This window comes from Pseudomonas sp. NPDC087185, assembly GCF_044744955.1.
GTDB lineage: Bacteria > Pseudomonadota > Gammaproteobacteria > Pseudomonadales > Pseudomonadaceae > Aquipseudomonas.
Map to the genome: position 1 here is coordinate 286,189 of NZ_JBIUZK010000005.1, position 18,643 is coordinate 304,831.

General features: G+C 62.6%; 10 protein-coding genes and 1 pseudogene. 7 read left to right on the top strand and 4 right to left on the bottom strand.

What is annotated here, in order from left to right; genetic code table 11:
• Nucleotides 1-10: 10 nt before the first annotated feature.
• Both ACIPIJ_RS18925 and ACIPIJ_RS18930 read right to left on the bottom strand, forming a co-directional pair.
• Entirely contained in the window at nt 11-4,543 is a 4,533-nt protein-coding gene (locus tag ACIPIJ_RS18925; protein ID WP_401079851.1) for an NEL-type E3 ubiquitin ligase domain-containing protein, read from the bottom strand.
• 24 nt (nt 4,544-4,567) lie between these two features.
• A pseudogene (locus ACIPIJ_RS18930) lies at nt 4,568-5,548 on the bottom strand (dermonecrotic toxin domain-containing protein); the annotation flags it as partial.
• Nucleotides 5,549-5,695: 147 nt separating this feature from the next.
• On the opposite strand from ACIPIJ_RS18930, the gene pip reads away from it, so the two are divergent.
• The 7 genes from pip to ACIPIJ_RS18965 all read left to right on the top strand — a co-directional run bounded on the left by pip (nt 5,696) and on the right by ACIPIJ_RS18965 (nt 14,492).
• Nucleotides 5,696-6,667, top strand: a complete 972-nt coding sequence (pip, locus tag ACIPIJ_RS18935; RefSeq protein ID WP_401079436.1) for a prolyl aminopeptidase — start codon at nt 5,696-5,698, stop codon at nt 6,665-6,667.
• Entirely contained in the window at nt 6,664-7,101 is a 438-nt protein-coding gene (gene dtd, locus ACIPIJ_RS18940; protein WP_401079438.1) for a D-aminoacyl-tRNA deacylase, read from the top strand. The genes pip and dtd overlap by 4 nt, the downstream gene beginning before the upstream one ends.
• 262 nt (nt 7,102-7,363) lie before the next feature.
• Entirely contained in the window at nt 7,364-9,106 is a 1,743-nt protein-coding gene (locus tag ACIPIJ_RS18945) for a glucan biosynthesis protein G (RefSeq protein ID WP_401079440.1), read from the top strand.
• A complete protein-coding gene (gene mdoH, locus ACIPIJ_RS18950; RefSeq protein WP_401079442.1) occupies nt 9,099-11,672 on the top strand; it encodes a glucans biosynthesis glucosyltransferase MdoH in 2,574 nt (857 codons plus the stop codon). Before ACIPIJ_RS18945 ends, mdoH begins: the two co-directional genes overlap by 8 nt.
• 254 nt (nt 11,673-11,926) lie before the next feature.
• Nucleotides 11,927-12,724, top strand: coding sequence for a transporter substrate-binding domain-containing protein (locus ACIPIJ_RS18955; RefSeq protein ID WP_401079853.1), 798 nt, complete (start codon nt 11,927-11,929; stop codon nt 12,722-12,724).
• Between the two features lie 78 nt (nt 12,725-12,802).
• The gene (locus ACIPIJ_RS18960) at nt 12,803-13,765 is read left to right on the top strand and encodes an amino acid ABC transporter permease (RefSeq protein WP_346614087.1); all 963 of its coding nucleotides are present in this window, start codon (nt 12,803-12,805) and stop codon (nt 13,763-13,765) included.
• Entirely contained in the window at nt 13,758-14,492 is a 735-nt protein-coding gene (locus ACIPIJ_RS18965) for an amino acid ABC transporter ATP-binding protein (protein ID WP_401079855.1), read from the top strand. Before ACIPIJ_RS18960 ends, ACIPIJ_RS18965 begins: the two co-directional genes overlap by 8 nt.
• A 56-nt stretch (nt 14,493-14,548) precedes the next feature.
• Here ACIPIJ_RS18965 and ACIPIJ_RS18970 read toward each other — a convergent pair whose 3' ends face one another.
• Complete coding sequence (locus ACIPIJ_RS18970) at nt 14,549-16,492, bottom strand: methyl-accepting chemotaxis protein (RefSeq protein ID WP_401079444.1); 1,944 nt, start codon at nt 16,490-16,492, stop codon at nt 14,549-14,551.
• Between the two features lie 153 nt (nt 16,493-16,645).
• On the bottom strand, nt 16,646-18,562 hold the full coding sequence (locus tag ACIPIJ_RS18975) for a methyl-accepting chemotaxis protein (RefSeq protein ID WP_401079446.1): 1,917 nt from the start codon (nt 18,560-18,562) through the stop codon (nt 16,646-16,648).
• Nucleotides 18,563-18,643 lie beyond the last annotated feature (81 nt).

An 18,643-nucleotide genomic window follows, 5' to 3' on the forward strand; every position in this document is an offset into this window, starting at 1 on the left:
GCTTTTATGCCTACTCAGTCGATGAGCGTGGCCTGCGATCAGGGTTGGCAAAGGAGGTCAGTTCACGAATCAGCCGCAACTCGCGCGCCTGCTTGCTTCGCTCCAATGCTTCGAACTCCGCATCGAGCCTATCGAGGGACCTGTCCGGGTACTGATCCGGAAGTTCATTCACCTGCCGTTGATAGGTTTGCTCGATTTCTGCAAAACGCTCAGTGTAGGTCTGGCGCAAGTGCTGTACCCACCGTGTGTTGCTGGCTGCAAAGTTGAGGAATTCCTCGCCAAGTTCACCACGCTGCACCTGGAATTCCGCATATGTCAGCTCGCCGATACTGGCATTGATTGCGTAACGCAGGGTGTCGTCTGGCTGGCCCAGCCCCAGCGTGGCGTTCAATTCACGGCGATAGGTCAGGCGAACCTCGGCTTCATCCCTGTTGCCAGTTTCGCTTTTGGCCACGTCATCCAGTGCCTGCAGGCGATACAGGCGGCGCAGCTCCCGGTAGAGGTTGGCCTCGGTATCTACCGCATCGATCTGCAAGCGCTGGTTGGCGATGAACAGCTCGATATTCTGGAACACCAGCAACGCGCCGTCATGGCAGGTCTGGTCGCCGTTATCCTGTGGCAGTGCTTCGCTGGCCTGTTCATTGAACAGCGCCAAGTCGTCCGGATTGACGATTGCACCCACCAGCACCTTGCGCACCCGTTCGCAGAACGACACGCGGGTTTTGCCATTCTGGTAAGGGGCGGCGTTACGCAGACGGCCTACCAGCGCCAGGAGACTCTCGGCACCACCGGATGCCTGGAGTTGCTCCCAGCAATCTTTCAAGGCTTGGTTTTCGACGTCCGATGCGAGCAGCCAGTCATTCACATTGGGTGCGTCAGCAGCCGGGTCCAGAAAGGGGAGGTGGAAGTGGCCGCCCATCAAGCCTTCTTCCGAAGACTCGGTCGTTTCGCTCGTGCTGTCCGACAGGTCAAGCGCGAAGGTAAAGCTGCGTTGGCTGTCTGAGGATGCCCGGGCCCGCATGATGGTTGCGTCGCTCAGTGGATTGCTGAATAACAGGATGGAGCTGATGGGGAAGTCGTTCCCCAGGTTGGCCAGTATATGGGGGGGCAACTCGGAAAGACGGTTTTCACTGAGGTCCAGCATTTCCAGCGGGAAGAGGCTGTCCACCCAGGCCGGCCAGTGGTCCAGGGCCATGTTGTTCAGATCGAGCCGTCGCAGCGAGCGCAAGGATGCCGGGGCCTGTGTGATTGAACCCATCTGGTTACCCGTCAGGTCCAGCGAGTTGAGGGTGGTTAAACGCCCAAGGGTATTCATCAGCGTCTGGTCGATCAGCAGGCCCGATTGGCGCAACGCCATGTCGGTAAGCCGCGGCAGGCGGAGCACGGCAGAAGGCAGTGTCTGTTCTGCCTGCTGGTAGTCGTCGACAGTCAGGCGGGTCACCTGCCCAAACTGGCTGAGCACTGCATCGAGTTGAGCGGTTGAGCCGCTGACGCTCTCAAGCACAAGGTTATGTACCTGTGAAGTAAAGAACGCCGGCAAGCGCCTTGGAAAATGCTCCAGCGCCATATCGTTCAGGCGCAGAGCTGCCCGCGTCAGGCCAATTTCCTGGAAGTGCCAGAACTCGTTCAAAGCGGTTGCAACACGGGTCCTGCTGGCCATCGCTGCATGGCTGACAGGGGCGCTTGAACTGGAGGCGTTTACATAGTTGTCAATGAAGTCGCGCAGTTGCTGACGTTGGTTGAGCTGAAGCGCCAGGCGTGCTCTGAAGTCTTCCGTCAGGTCCATTTCGAAGCGTGCCGCGCGGCCATCTTCGGCCAGCAACACACTCAGCATATCGGTGTCGATGATCTGGTTGCCCTGCAATGAGATCAGGGCGTGGTTCGCCATGTTGATCCGGTTATCCCGCAAAAAGCGCGGCAGGTTTCTGATCTGGTTGTGGCGCAGGGTAATGTGACGCACATGGGTCACCGTGTCTTCACCCAGCCATTGCGGCCAGTGGTCCAGCGCCATGTTGTCGAGGCCGAGGTAATCGAGACCCAGTGCGCTGGAAAGGGGCGGGAAGTGGCCGGAAATCCGGTTGCCGCTCAGGTCCAGCCGTCGCAACCGAGTGAGCTGGCCCAAGCTCTCGATATCGACTGCCGAAAGCGAGATGTTCTGATGGGTCAGGGCAAGCGACTCGAGCGCTGGCAAGTGCTGAGCAATAGCGGGCAAGCTGAACTGGAAAGCAGAGGGTAAAGCCTCTGGCTGGTAGGGGCGGCTGATGTCCAGCGACCTCAGGTTGGCGAATTGGCGAAGCAGGCTGTGCAGTTGCGGCGCGTGCAGATTCCAGCCTTGATAGGTTGCGGGCGATGTTTCGATCAACTGCAGGTCCGTGACGCTGGCTGTGAAAAAATCAGGCAGTTGCAGGGGGAATTGAGCCAAGGAAAGGTGTTCAAGCCGAAGCGGCGCGCTGGCAGTGTCGGGCGGCAGAAATGCGCGCTCGTACCAGTATTGCGAAATGGCAGTCATCTGCCTCTCGAAACCATCTGGCGTCTGGTCAGGCATCAGTGTCGCGTTATGTCGCCACTCAGCCAGCGTGCTTCGCAGTTGATTGCGCTGCTCCAGCAGGTGCCTGAGCATCTCATCGATCTGGGCGCGAGTCAGGTTTCTGTTTTCCAGCGCGGTAAGAATGTGTTCGGCAGGCCTCGTGACAGGGGCATCCTGGCCTATCTGCCGGATCACGTTGAGCAAGGTCTGCCTTGAAAAACTGGTGGCGCGGGGGCGGGTGCCGCCCAGAGGGTAGCCCGGCCGGCCATCGGCCAGTCGCATGGGCGAGCGCCAACCTGGGCGCACACTCTGCATACCCAGCGCCTGCCTCAATGTTGCGCGAGGCAAGAGCGGTGCTTGTTGAACCAAGCGCTTGAGTACCTGCTGATCCTCGACCCCCAGCGCCATACCTTGCGCCGGGGTCAATACCTCGAACAGCGCCCCATAAAGCGAATCGTGAAGGCAAAGCAGTTCGTCTGGCTTGTGGCTGTCCAGGACCGCATAGCCTGCCCGTGCGCTGATGATCGATTTGCCTGGCATGTCGTCGCGGCCGATGCTTTCGAACTGGGCGGGTGAGTGCTGACGCTGCTCAAGGGTGATGCGGGTGTCGGCCGACCAGCCAGGGAGTTGCTCAAGGGTGTGCAAGACCAGAACATCGGTATCCCAGTTGCGTACTCGTTCAAGGTAAAGCCCTTCATAAGCACGGTTTAGCCGCACCTGTTGCTGAAGCGGGCGAATTTCTTCAGCGAGGCGTAGGGGCACATTGCCTTTGCTCAGCGCTTCCAGTTCGGCTGGGCTGGCGTGGCGTATCAGCTCTGCTGTGACGGGCGGTGGAAGCTGGGGATAGCGGTCCTGGACCGCAGCGGCACCAGGTGCCTGGGGCGCAGGCAGCTGGCGATAGTGTTTTTCGAATGCAGCGTGGAGCTGGCCTGGCTCAGCCAGCTCAGGCAATGCTTGCAGCGCCTGGTAGAGGCTGAAGCGCGACAGGGTGTCTTGCAGTGGCCCTGGTAGTTGCTGATTTGCTCTGAACACTTGGCGCAGTACGTCCTCCTGGGTGCCGCTGACATGCAAAATGCGCAGGGCGGTTTCATCGTCGAATTGCCCGCTGAGGTGGCCTGCACGGCGCAGCAGCATCAGTGCCTGCCACTGCTCGGGCTTGTCCGCTGGGTGTAGCCATGCGCCGGCACCATTGTGCCGTAGGGGTGGTTCATAGCTCAGTGGCTTGGTTGGATGAACAACGCGGTATCCGCCGCTATCGGGGGCTTGTGTGACCGAATAGGTATTGCCATCGAGTGCCAGCCAAGTGCTTCCCTCATGGTGATAGACACCGAATTCATCCGGCTGCAGGCCGGCAGGCAATAAGATGTCGTGGGCGAACGGTTTCAGGTCCGGTAGCCAAAGGCGGTGTGTGCCATCGGGCATGACCACCGGCGCCAGCTCCTCGATGAACGAAGGTGCTTCCACTGGGATCCGCTCGGTGGCTGGTGTGCCGTCGGCCACGCCGGTTGCAGCGAGCGCCGCCGTGAGCGCGACGTTCTCGACGATGTCCATCAGGTAGTCGAGTGCTTGTCCGCGATCATCGTCAGCCCAGCTTTCGATGCCCTCGAACACCTCGTAACTCAACTGAATGACTGACAAACCCAGCATCAGCTGGCCCAGGCCCGGCACGACGAATGCACCAATGTTCAGTGCGCCGAACGCCAGCTGGGCAAAGTAGGCCTTGCGTTTCTCGGCACTTTTCTGGTCCTCCTGGGCGGTCGACACGGCATGGAATGCGATATCGCCCAGGTGCCGTTGGCGTTTCTGGCTGACCCGTTCGTCGATCAGTGGCCGGTTAAAGGGCTGCAGCGTCACGGCTACCCAGGCCTCGGGGTCACGTACACGCTCGGCCTGGCCGCCTTGGTGCCCTGGCATCGGTGTGAACGATGCCCAGTCTATCGGCTGCAGGCAGTCGCGCAGTTTTTCGAGGAAGGTGGAACTGTCGCGGGCAGGCACGGCCTGCTGCAGGTGGTGCACCTGCAGGGTCCACAACTGCTCACGCAGGTGCGCTTGCACTTCGCCAACGCTAGCGTGCATTTTCAGCGGTACTGCCGCACCCGGCAGATAAGTGACCAGTACATCCTTGTACGGACGCTGCGTGACGTCGTAGCTCAACAGCAGTTCAGGAGAAGGCACTAGCCCTATGATCAGCGCGCCGGTAAACGAGGCGTCAAACAGTTCCAGGAAAGCACAGCGCAGTGGGCTGCCCAGGTACTCGGCCTCGCCGGTGCGGCAGAGTTTCAGCAAGGCCTCATACAGGGGCTGGTCGATCAGGCTGCCTAGATGGGCCTTGTGCAATTCGAGGCTGAATGCGCACTGCTCGGCCTTGCTTAGCGTGCCGCCGGAAGCGGGGTTGTAGGCGGCCGTAACCAACGCCTGATACTGGCCGCCAATATCCAGCTCGCGTACCAATGAGGCGAATGCCTGGGCATTGAGCTGAACCGGGTTTCCGGCAGGCTGCAAGCCCAGGAATGCATTGCTGTCCAGCACGACTGACTGCAACGTGTGCCCGTCCAAGCCGCCAGGCTGCGCCTCGGCAGCTTCGAAGTTCTGCAAGGCACAGTGCAGCAAGGACTGGGTTGCAAGTGTGAATGCCTGCTGTGCACTGATGAGTGGGTCTGCATTCAGGCCCGCCTGATAGGCCTCAGCCTTGGCTGCGTTGAACAGGTAGGTCCGGTTAACATCCAGATCCAGGCCGAAACGCTGCTGGATAGCCGAGGCCAGCAGTCGCTCGGCGAACGGCTGCAGTTCGGGAAGGGGCGCCAAAAGCGCACCCACCTCATCTTCGGCCTTGCGATAAGCTGCATACTCCTTGGCCAGCGTTTGGGCAACAGCTGGTTGCCACTGGCAGGCCTTGGTAAACCAGGGGGCGGGCGAGCCCAGGGCAGTGCGCATGTGTTGATGCGTTTGCGCGGTGGCACTGACCATCCACGCGGGAATCTTGTCAGTGATCAGGGCCTGAGGGTGGGGGATATCGGTCATCTGCGAGCCTCGCTTGATAAAGCGGCGAGGCTATCCAGCGCGGCATGCGCCCTGTGCATAACATGATCTGGCCACAGACACATGCTCAAAGCGCAATTCAGGTTTATGATGCCCAACGGCAGACTTAATCCTCACACGGAGTGCGCAATGCAGACCCTCTACCCGCAGATCAAACCCTACGCCCGGCACGATCTGGCCGTGGAAGCGCCGCATGTGCTGTATGTCGATGAAAGCGGCTCGCCTGAAGGCCTGCCGGTGGTGTTCATCCACGGTGGCCCGGGTGCGGGTTGCGATGCCCAGAGCCGTTGCTACTTCGACCCCAATCTGTATCGCATCATCACCTTCGACCAGCGCGGCTGTGGCCGCTCCACGCCGCATGCAAGCCTGGAGAACAACACCACCTGGCACCTGGTCGAGGACCTGGAACGTATCCGTGAGCACCTTGGCATCGACAAGTGGGTGCTGTTCGGCGGGTCCTGGGGCTCGACCCTGGCGCTGGCCTATGCCCAGACGCACCCCGAGCGGGTTCATGGCCTGATTCTGCGTGGTATCTTCCTGTGCCGCCCGCAAGAGATCGAGTGGTTCTATCAGGAGGGTGCCAGCCGCTTGTTCCCTGACTATTGGCAGGACTACATCGCGCCGATCCCGGCGGACGAGCGTGGTGACCTGGTCAAGGCTTTCCACAAACGCCTGACCGGCAACGACCAGATCGCCCAGATGCACGCCGCCAAGGCCTGGTCGACCTGGGAGGGTCGCACGGCCACGTTGCGTCCCAACCCGCTGGTGGTCGACCGCTTCTCCGAGCCGCAACGGGCGTTGTCGATTGCGCGCATCGAATGCCACTACTTCATGAATAACGCGTTCCTTGAACCGGACCAGCTGATCCGCGACCTGCCGAAGATCGCCCACCTGCCGGCGGTGATCGTGCATGGTCGTTATGATGTGATCTGCCCGCTGGACAACGCCTGGGCCTTGCACCAGGCCTGGCCGAACAGCGAACTCAAGGTCATCCGCGACGCCGGGCATGCGGCGTCCGAACCGGGTATCACCGATGCCCTGGTGCGCGCCGCCGACCAGATGGCCCGGCGCTTGCTCGACCTGCCCCTGGAAGAAGCATGAGGGGGTTGCTGCAGCGTGTGCGTGGCGCGCGGGTAGAGGTGGCCGGCGAGATCGTCGGCGCCGTCGACCAGGGCCTGCTGGTGCTGGTGGCCGTGGAGCCTGAAGATACCCGCGAGCATGCCGATAAACTGTTGCACAAGCTGCTCAACTATCGGGTGTTCAGCGATGAGCAGGGCAAGATGAACCTGTCACTGAAGGATGTGGGGGGCGGCTTGCTGCTGGTGTCGCAGTTCACCCTGGCGGCGGACACGCGCAGCGGCATGCGCCCAGGCTTTTCGACGGCAGCCCCGCCGACACTGGGCGCCGAATTGTTCGACTATCTTTTGCAGCAGGCTCAGGGCCAACATGCCCCTGTGGCGAGCGGGCGTTTTGGTGCGGACATGCAAGTGCACCTGGTCAATGATGGCCCAGTGACATTTCTGTTACAAATATGAGGTAAAAAATCCTTTGTTTGTAGGAAAACAAGGGGTTTTGTACGATAAATAGTTGGTCCAGCCTGATGCGTTGTAACGCGACCTGCTGGATAATCGCGCGCTGCGTGGGCCTGCGTTCGCAGGTTCGTTTCACTCTGACTCGAGCATTGTCTGGAACCGTTTGGGGAATCATTACGCCCTCACGGGGTCCGAACAGTGCTCGCCAACCCGGCATTTGTCGCTGGCCGTTGGTTTCATGATCTGTTTTCGGCGAGGGTTGCTCGTGATTGTTAGTCCCCAAAAAGCATCAAGAATCTCCAGCACCGGGCTGCGCAAGGCCCTGATGGCCAGTGCGGCACTGGTCGGCCTGATGAGCGCGGGCCAGCTGTGGGCATTCAATCTTGACGATGTTGCAGCCAAGGCAAAGGATCTGGCCGGCCAGAAGTACGAAGCACCGAAAAGCAACCTGCCGGCAGTCTTCCGCGACATGAAGTTCGCTGACTACCAGAAGATCCACTTCCTGCAGGAAAAGGCCGAGTGGGCCAAGGACAAGACACCATTCAAGCTGTCCTTCTACCACCAGGGCATGCACTTCGACACGCCGGTGAAGATCAACGAAGTCACCGCCAGCAAGGTCGAGGAAATCAAGTACGACCCGAGCCGCTTCGAGTTCGGTGACGTGCCGCACGACCCGGAAACCACCAAGAACCTGGGTTACGCCGGTTTCCGTGTGCTGTACCCGATCAACAAGGCCGACAAGCAGGATGAAATCATGACCCTGCTGGGGGCCAGCTATTTCCGCGTGGTCGGCAAGGGCCACGTGTACGGCCTGTCGGCCCGTGGCCTGGCCATCGACACCGCGCTGCCGTCGGGCGAGGAGTTCCCGCGCTTCACCGAGTTCTGGGTCGAGAAGCCCAAGGCCGCCGACAAACACCTGGTGATCTACGCCCTGCTGGATTCGCCGCGCTCCACCGGTGCCTACAAGCTGATCCTGCGCCCAGGCAACGACACCGTGGTCGACGTGCAGTCGCGCGTGTTCCTGCGTGACCACGTCAGCCGCCTGGGTGTCGCGCCGCTGACCAGCATGTACCTGTTCGGCCCTAACCAGCCGTCCAAGGTCATGAACTACCGCCCGGCCCTGCATGACTCCGAAGGCCTGTCGATCCACGCCGGCAACGGCGAGTGGATCTGGCGCCCGCTGAACAACCCGAAACACCTGGCCGTGAGCAACTTTAGCGTCGAGAACCCGCGTGGTTTCGGCCTGATGCAGCGCCATCGCGATTTCAAGGACTACGAAGACCTCGATGACAACTACCAGAAGCGCCCGAGCGCCTGGATCGAGCCAAAAGGTGACTGGGGCAAAGGCACCGTCGATCTGGTCGAGATCCCGACCGCCGACGAAACCAACGACAATATCGTTGCGTTCTGGAGCCCGGAAACCCTGCCAGAGCCAGGCAAGCCGTTCGAGTACGCCTACCGCCTGCACTGGACCATCGACGAAGCGAAGTTCCAGGCCCAGGAACTGGGTTCGGTTACCCAGACCATGCGCTCCACCGGTGACGTCAAGCAGTCCAACCTGATCCGTCAACCGGACGGCAGCGTTGCTTTCCTGGTCGATTTCGCAGGTTCAGCCCTGGCGGCCCTGCCGGAAGACGCCGCGGTACGCAGCCAGATCAGCGTTGGCGACAACGCCGAGGTGGTCGAGAACAACCTGCGCTACAACCCTGAGACCAAGGGCTGGCGCCTGACCTTGCGGTTGAAGGTCAAGGAAGCCAACAAAGCCACCGAAATGCGCGCCGCGCTGGTGCGTGACGTACCGGTCGAGCCGGCCAAGCCTGCCACAGAAGCCAAGCAGGACAAGGCGGCCGCCAAGCACGCCAAGCACGAAAAAACCGCCAAGGCGCAGGAGCCAGCCAAGGCCGAACAACCTGCCGCCGATGCGGCCTCCACCAACGGGACTGCGGCCACCACCGAAGAAAAAGTGCTGACCGAGACCTGGAGCTATCAGTTGCCTGCCGATGAGTAACTCAAGCGCAAGGCCGGTATCGCTTGGCGAGTACCTGGCCCACCTCCCACTGAGCGACGAGCAGCGCGCGGAACTCGCCAGCTGTACCTCGTTCAGTGAGCTGCACCAACGCCTGGCGGCCAACCCGGCCGCCGAATCCGCCGAGGCCGTGCAGGCTTCGGTGGGCCCACGCCTGACCGTGGGCAGCGCTGCCGAGCTGGAAGAGGCCGAGATGCTCGGCGTCGACGGCAGCGGCCGGCTGTGCCTGAAGATCGCGCCGCCGATCAAACGTACCCGTGTGGTGCCCGAACCCTGGCGCACCAACGTGCTGATCCGCATGTGGCGGCGCATGACCGGTCGCACCAACGCGCCGCAGCCGGAGCAGCGTGAGCTGCCCAAGGCTCGCTGGCGCACGGTTGGCTCGATCCGCCGCTACATCCTGCTGACCCTGATGATCGGCCAGACCATCGTCGCCGGCTGGTACATGAAGGGCATTCTGCCGTACCAGGGCTGGTCGTTCGTCGACCTTGACGAAGTGCTCAACCAGCCGCTGTGGGACACCGTGGTGCAGGTTTGGCCGTATGCGTTGCAGACGTCCATTCTGATCCTCTTCGGTATCCTTTTCTGCTGGGTGTCGGCGGGCTTCTGGACCGCGCTGATGGGCTTCCTGGAGCTGCTCACCGGGCGGGACAAATACCGTATCTCCGGCAGCAGTGCCGGTAATGAGCCGATCGCCCCCGAAGCACGTACCGCGCTGGTGATGCCGATCTGCAACGAAGACGTGCCACGTGTGTTCGCTGGCCTGCGGGCAACGTTCGAGTCGGTGGCGGCCAGCGGTAACCTCGACCGCTTCGACTTCTTCGTGCTCAGCGACACCAACGACACCGACATCGCCGTGGCCGAGCAACAGGCCTGGCTGGACGTGTGCCGCGAGACCAAGGGCTTTGGCCGCATCTTCTACCGCCGCCGCCGTCGCCGCGTGAAGCGCAAGAGCGGCAACCTCGACGACTTCTGCCGTCGCTGGGGTGGCGAGTACAAGTACATGGTCGTGCTCGACGCCGACAGCGTCATGAGCGGCGAGTGCCTGAGCAGCCTGGTGCGCCTGATGGAGGCCAACCCGGACGCAGGTATCATCCAGACTGCGCCGAAGGCGTCGGGCATGGACACCCTGTATGCGCGCATGCAGCAGTTCGCCACCCGCGTCTACGGCCCGCTGTTCACCGCCGGCCTGCACTTCTGGCAGTTGGGCGAGTCGCACTACTGGGGCCACAACGCGATCATCCGCATGAAGCCGTTCATCGAGCACTGCGCCCTGGCGCCGTTGCCGGGCAAGGGCGCGTTCGCCGGTGCGATCCTCTCCCACGACTTTGTCGAAGCCGCGCTGATGCGCCGCGCCGGCTGGGGCGTGTGGATCGCCTATGATCTCCCGGGAAGCTACGAAGAATTGCCCCCCAACTTGCTCGACGAGCTCAAGCGTGACCGCCGCTGGTGCCACGGCAACCTGATGAACTTCCGCCTGTTCCTGGTCAAGGGCATGCACCCGGTGCACCGTGCGGTGTTCCTCACCGGGGTGATGTCGTACCTGTCGGCGCCGCTGTGGTTCTTCTTCCTGGTGCTGTCGACCGCACTGCTGGCGACCAATACGTTGATGGAGCCGCAATACTTCATCGAGCCGTACCAGCTTTATCCGCTGTGGCCGCAATGGCACCCGGAGAAGGCCGTCGCGCTGTTCTCCACCACCATCGTGCTGCTGTTCCTGCCCAAGCTGCTCAGCATCATCCTGATCTGGGCCAAGGGCGCGGTCGAGTTTGGCGGACGCATCAAGGTCACCTTGTCGATGCTGATGGAGATGCTGTTCTCCATGCTGCTGGCGCCGGTACGGATGATCTTCCACACCCGTTTCGTGCTGGCCGCGTTCCTCGGCTGGGCCGCGACCTGGAACTCGCCGCAGCGTGACGACGACTCCACCCCGTGGAGCGAGGCAGTGCGCCGCCATGGCCCGCAAACCCTGCTGGGCTTTGCCTGGGCCGCACTGGTGGCGTGGTTGAACCCGAGCTTCCTGTGGTGGCTGGCGCCGATCGTCGGTTCGCTGGTGTTGTCGATCCCGGTGTCGGTGATCTCCAGCCGCACTCGCCTGGGCCTCGCGGCCAAGGACGAGAAGCTGTTCCTCATCCCTGAGGAGTACGCGACGCCGCAGGAGCTGCTGTCCACCGACCAGTACACCCACGAAAACCGCTGGCATGCCCTGCACGACGGCTTCGTGCGTGCTGTAGTCGACCCGCGGCAGAACGCCCTGGCCTGTGCCATGGCCACTGCCCGTCACGGCCAGGCTGCGCCGATCGAAGCACTGCGCGCCGAGCGTGTGGCCAAGGCGATCGAAGTGGGGCCGAAAGGCCTGGATCTGAACACCCGTCTTGCCTTGCTCAGCGACCCGGTTGCGCTGTCGCGCCTGCATGAACAGGTCTGGGCCGAGCATCATGCCGCCTGGATCGACGTGTGGCGTGCTTCGATCAACAACGACCCGCATTCGCCGTTGTTGCCGCTGCATCCAGAGAACGAAGGCCAACCGGCACTCGTCGGCGCCTGATAGGCAGCTTTCGCGGGCAAGCCCGCTCCCACAGGTCCAGCGCAGCCATCAGGTGTGCGCCGTACTTGTGGAAGCGGGCTTGCCCGCGAAGCTTTTCAATGGCCACAACGCTGTTTTTGGCCAACAAAGTCCCCCCCGGCTCTAGGTCCCAGGGCCGCCATGCGTTAGCATCCCTCTCCGATAAACCACGCCGGCCGGTACGGCCGTGCCAACGATAAGATTCGCTACTTTTTTTGCTAGGGGACTTGGTGATGATGAAGAAATACCTTTCGCGACTGCTGGTCGGCGTCACCGCGCTGGTTGCAGTGGCTTCGGCCCAGGCCGGCGCCATCGACGACGCGGTCAAGCGCGGCACCCTGCGGGTGGGCATGGACCCGACCTACATGCCGTTCCAGATGACCAACAAGCGTGGCGAGATCATCGGCTTCGAAGTCGATATCCTCAAGGCCATGGCCAAGTCCATGGGCGTCAAGTTCGAGGCTGTTTCCACTGCCTACGACGGGATCATCCCGGCCCTGCTGACCGACAAGTTCGACATGATCGGCAGCGGCATGACCCTGACCCAGGAACGCAACCTGCGCCTGAACTTCAGCGAACCCTTCATCGTGGTGGGCCAGACCCTGCTGATCCGCAAGGAGCTGGCGGGCGAGATCAAGTCGTACAAGGACCTGAACAACGAGAAGTACCGCCTTACCTCCAAGCTCGGCACCACCGGCGAGATGGTTTCCAAGAAGCTGATCGCCAAAGCCAAGTACCACGGCTACGACAACGAGCAGGAAGCGGTGATGGACGTGGTCAACGGCAAGGCTGATGCCTTCGTCTACGATGCGCCGTACAACGTGGTGGCTGTGGAGAAGGCCGGCGCTGGCAAGCTGCTGTTCCTCGACGAACCCTTCACCTTCGAACCACTGGCCTTCGGCCTGAAGAAGGGCGACTACGACAGCATCAACTTCATCAACAACTTCCTGCACCAGATCAAGCATGACGGGACCTATGATCGTATCCACGACAAGTGGTTCAAGAACAAGGACTGGCTGAAGGAAATGGAATAAGGCCCAGGCCACAAGCCCCCGGCTTTGACCCCGACGCGCAGGTAAACCCTGCGCGTTCGCATTTACGGAAGTACCCACGTGATCAAACACAAGAAAGCCCAGTGGCCCTGGCATGCGCTGACCGCGCTGGTCCTGGTGGGCCTTGCGATCAGCCTGTACCTGGCCACCTCGATGATGTCCTACGAGTGGCGCTGGAACCGCGTACCGCAGTACTTCGCCTACAAGGCAGAGGAAGCACAGCGCGCCAGCGGCTACGGCACGGTGCAGGAAATCGTCGTCTCCGGTGATAACGCCCGCGTTACGCTGAAGGACGAGAACGGCGATGAGCAAGTGCTCGACGTGGCCAAGGACAGCCTGCAATTGAGCCGCGGTGACGATGTCGCCGAAGGCGACCAGATCGGCGTAACCCGCCACTGGGCAGCGGGGCCGCTGGCCTGGGGCCTGTGGACCACCTTGTGGCTTTCGGTAGTGTCCGGGGCGCTGGGCCTGGTGATCGGCCTGTTCGCCGGGCTGTGCCGCCTGTCGAACAACCCGACCCTGCGCGACCTGTCGACCGTCTATGTCGAACTGGTGCGCGGCACGCCGCTGCTGGTGCAGATCTTCATCTTCTACTTCTTCATCGGCACGGTGCTCAACCTGTCCCGTGAGTTCGCCGGGGTGGCCGCGCTGGCGCTGTTCACCGGTGCCTACGTGGCCGAGATCGTGCGGGCCGGCGTACAGTCGATCGCCAAGGGCCAGAACGAAGCCGCCCGCTCGCTTGGCCTGAACGCCGGCCAGTCGATGCGCCATGTGATCCTGCCGCAGGCCTTCAAGCGCGTGCTGCCACCGCTGGCCGGGCAGTTCATCAGCCTGGTCAAGGACACCTCGCTGGTGTCGGTGATCGCCATCACCGAGCTGACCAAGAGCGGCCGCGAGGCCATCACCACCTCGTTCTCGACCTTCGAGATCTGGTTCTGCGTGGCAGGCCTGTACCTGCTGATCAACCTGCCGCTGTCGCACTTGGCGAGCCGGCTCGAGCGGAGGCTTGCGCAAAGTGATTGAAGTCCGTGACCTTTTGAAAGTCTTCGACACCCGTGGCCAGGTAGTGCGCGCGGTGGACAACGTCTCCACCCGGGTGGCCAAGGGCGAAGTGGTGGTGGTGCTGGGCCCGTCGGGTTCGGGCAAGTCGACCTTCCTGCGCTGCCTGAACGGCCTGGAGCATTTCGACGAAGGCCATGTGGCCATCAACGGCTTGCAACTGGCCGACCCGAAGACCGACATCAATGCTTACCGCCGTGAAGTCGGCATGGTGTTCCAGCACTTCAACTTGTTCCCGCACATGACCGTGTTGGAAAACCTGTGCCTGGCGCAGAAGGTGGTGCGCAAGCGCGGCAAGGCCGAGCGCGAGGCCAAGGCGCGGGCGCTGCTGGAAAAAGTGGGTATTTCGCAAAAGGCCAACGAATACCCGTCGCGGCTTTCCGGCGGCCAGCAGCAGCGGGTGGCGATTGCCCGGGCCCTGGCGATGGAGCCGAAGGTGATGCTGTTCGATGAGCCCACCTCTGCACTCGACCCGGAAATGGTCGGCGAGGTCCTGGACGTGATGAAGACCTTGGCCCAGGAAGGCATGACCATGGTCTGCGTGACCCATGAAATGGGCTTTGCCCGGGAAGTGGCGGACCGCGTGCTGTTCTTCGACCATGGCAAGCTGCTGGAGGACGCGTCGCCGGCAGCGTTCTTCGCCTCGCCGAAGGATCCGCGGGCGCAGGCGTTCCTGCGCCAGGTGCTGTAACCGCTGCGCCCCCTTCGCGGGGCAAGCGAAGGGGCCGCAAAGCGGCCCCTGCTATTTCAAAGGCTGAATCGCCCCACCATCGCGCGCAACTGCCGCCCCAACTGCTCCAGCTCCCCACTCGAGACCGCCGTCTGCTCACTGGCCGAACTGGTCTGGTCCGACGCATCGCGCACACTCAGCACACTGCGGTTGATCTGCTCAGCCACTACGCTCTGCTCCTCGCTGGCCGTGGCGATCTGCTGGTTCATGCCCTGGATGCTCGACACCGTATCGGTAATCTCGCTCAAGGCATGCCCGGCCTTGCGGCTCAGCTCTACGCTCTGTTCGGTCAGGCGCTTGCTGTTGTCGAGCAGGCTGGTGACCTGATCGGTGCCGCTGTGCAGGCTCTCGATCAACTGCTCGATCTCTTCGGTGGACTGCTGCGTGCGTTGCGCCAGCCCACGCACCTCGTCGGCGACAACGGCAAATCCGCGCCCTGCCTCACCTGCGCGGGCGGCCTCGATAGCGGCGTTGAGCGCCAGCAGGTTGGTCTGTTCGGACACCGACTTGATCACGTCGAGGATGCTGCCGATGCGTTGGCTTTCGCCCGCCAGGTGCTGCATGGCGGCCAGGCAATCGTCCATCTGCCTGGCCAGCTGCTCGATGCGACCTATGGCTTCGGCCACCACCTGATCGCCCATTTGCGCCTGTTGGTCGGCGTTGGTCGCGGCCATCGATGCCTGTTCGGCATTCTGCGCAACTTCCTGTACCGTGGCGCTCATCTGGTGCATGGCGGTGGCCACCTGGTCGGTTTCCTCGCGCTGCTGGTTGATGCGCTGCTTGGTGTCCTCGCTGCTGGTCGCCAGTTGGGTAGCCGCTTGAGACAACTGTCCGACACCCTGGTCGATACCGCCGATCAAATCGCGCAGGCTCAGGGTCATTTCGCGCATGCTGGCCTGCAGCTGGCCCATTTCGTCGCGGCGCTGCACCGGCTCCACCTGGCTCAGGTCGCCGCGGGCGATACGCGCCGCCAGCGCAAGGGTCTGGCGCAGCGGCTGGGTGATCTGCCGGGTGATCAGCCAGCCGGCCAGCACGCCCACTACCAGCGCCAGCAGGGCGACGCTGGTCAGCAGCGAGCGGGCTGCCAGCGCTTCGCTGTCGCGCTGCTCGACCTTGCGTTCGCTCAGCTCCAGGCTAACCGCCCTCAGTTCGTTGCCCATCTGCTCCATGTCGTTTTGCAATTGTTCGACGCTCAAAGCGGTGCGTCGGTAGAGATCGAGGCTGGCGCGGTACTTGCCCAATTCCACCGCCGGCTGCTCCATCAGCGCGCGAGGCAGCCCCAAAGGGGCAATTGCCTTGAGCAGTTGCCCGAGGCTGGAGTCGGCGGCGTCCAGGGCGCTGTCGCCGACCTTGGCAAAATCTTCCAGCGGCGAGAAGGTGTAGGCCGGCACCAGGCTTTGCTGATTGGCGCCGTCAACATGCCGGCTGAGGTTGTCCATCAGGCCCAGCACACCACCTTGCTGGCTGTCGGCGGGCATTTTCAGCAGGGCTTGGGTTTGCAGTTCATCAATGACATCGTTGAGCTTTTGTTCCTGCACCTGCATGGCCCCGCGCTGGGCGCGTCGGCTGTCGACGTTGCGCTGCAAGGCGTCGAAGTTTTCGCGCAGGCGCTGCAGTAGTTGCAGCTTCTGGGTGAGCATCTGGCGAGATTGATCAATGCTGCTACGTTGTTGCAGCGTGGTCAGCATGCCGTCGAGTTGTTGCAGGATACGGGCGATCTGTGCCTTGCTGGCGTCGTCGGCCAGCACCCGGTAGGTGATGCGCTCGGCGCGCAGGTCCTTGACCAGATCGTTGATCCGGCCAATTTCGCTGAGCTGTTCCGAGCGGGTAATGGCACCGTCCAGCGCGCGCCAGCCGCTGACGGTGGTGGCCAGGGTGAGCAGCAGCACCACGGCGAAGCCGAGCGCGAGCTTGGCGCCGACACTGATGTTGCCGAGCCTGCGGTTGAGGTAGCCGAACATGGCAAATCTCCGTCCAGTTGAGTAGGGGAGCCATGCCGGCACTTTGCTGGCATGACACCCCTGCCCATCGGCGGAGGCTGCGTAGGACTTGACCTGATAATCAGGTAGGAAATTTCAGCCTGATTGGTAGGAAGTTATCCACAGCACACACTGTCAGAGCCTGAACCGCCCGACCAAGCCCTGCAGGTGCGTGCCCAAGCGCGCCAGTTCGACGCTGGAGCTGGCTGTCTCCTCGCTGGCTGCGGAAGTCTGGTCGGAAATGTCCCGCACGTTCATCACGCTGCGGTTGATCTCTTCGGCCGTCGCGCTTTGCTGTTCAGCGGCGGTGGCAATCTGCTGATTCATGGCCTGGATCGACGACACGGTGCGGGTGATCGTCTCCAGCGAGCCACCGGCACGGCGGGTCAGCTCGACGCTGCTGTCGGTGAGCTGGCGGCTGGCGTCCATGACGCTGGCGACCCTTTGCGTGCCGCTTTGCAGGCCAGCGATCAGCTCCTCGATTTCTTCGGTGGACTGCTGGGTACGCTGGGCCAGGCTGCGCACTTCGTCGGCCACCACAGCAAAGCCACGGCCTGCTTCACCGGCACGGGCCGCTTCGATGGCCGCGTTGAGGGCCAGCAGGTTGGTCTGCTGGGCCACCGACTTGATGACATCGAGCACGCTGCCGATCTTGTCGCTTTCGGCCTTGAGCTGGTTCATCGCTTCGCTGGAGTGCACCACCTCGCTGGCCAGGCGTTCGATCTGCGCAACCGCCTCGCTGACCACGCGATCACCCTCACGCGCCTGCTGGTCGGCCATCAGCGCCGCTTCCGAAGCCTGCTCGGCATTGCGCGCGACTTCATGCACAGTGGCGGCCATTTCGTTCATGGCGGTCGCTACCTGGTCGGTCTCGACCTTCTGGTTGTTGACCCCGGCGCTGGTCTGCTCGGTGACCGCCGAAAGCTCTTCGGCGGCGCTGGCGATCTGCGTGACACCGTCGCCGATGCCGCCGATCAGTTCGCGCAGGCCTTGGGTCATGCGCTGCATGCTGGCCTGTAGCTGCCCCAGCTCGTCGCGACGGGTGCTGAGCAGGTCTTGGCGCAGGTCGCCGCTGGCCACACGCTCGGCGGCCGCCAGGGTCTGGCGCAAGGGGATGATGATCTGCCGGGTAATGACCCAGGCCGCGAGCAGGCCCAGCACCATCGCCAGTGCCGTGGCGCCGGCGAGCATGGCCTTGGCCTGGTGGGTGCCGGCGTCACGTACTTCGGTCTGCGAAACGGTCATCGCCTGGCTGGTCTGCAACAGCACCGAACCTTGATCGGCCATTTGCTGCAACGCCTGTTCGCTGGCGTTCTGCGCATCGCCGAATTGGCGCACCGCATCGCGGTAGGCGGCCAGGGCGGAGGCGGAATCGTCGAGGCTGGCGGCATATTCTGCGGGCACCCTGGCCGGCAGTGCCTTGAGCTCGGCGAGTGCCTGGTCGATGGCCTTGAGCGCTGTTTGCTGGAAGTCCGCGTTGCCGCTGTAGGTGTAACCGCGCACCTGGAAGCGTGCTTGCTGAACCAGGGCGTTGACCTCGACGGTAGGCTGGTACTGGCTGATGTCGCCGGCTTGCAGCAGGCGCTGCTGGACCCGGCTGATCAGCTCTACAGCCTTGTCGGCGCTGTCGCCCAGCACGGCACGGCTGCCTTCGCGGCGCTGGCCGGCCTGTTTGAGGTCGCTGAAGGCTTGTTGGTAGATGCGCACGGCCTCGCGCTGTTGCTCCAGGCGCTGGCGGTCGATGGGCTGCTCGATCTGCACGAGCATCAGCTGTACCTGGCGGTCCAGGTTGGCCAGGGCCTTCTCTAGCTCGGCGACCGACGCTTCGTCGCGTTGGCGCTGGTAATGCTGGCGCGCGATGCGCAGGTCCTGGGTGTATTGATGGATGACCGAGATGTTACCCAGCTTGTCGCCCCGGTCGACGATGCCGTCCATGCCCTGCCAGCCCGTGAAGGTGATGGCCAGGGTCAGTAACAGCACCAGGCCGAAGCCCAGCCCCAACTTGCGATTGACGCTTACATTACCCAGCGATTGGGCAAACCATCGGTACATGTTCGACTCCCCGGCAACGTGGCAGCACGGCTTATTGTTGTGTTGCCATAACCATCGGCCTGCGCCGGGGAAACTTGATGG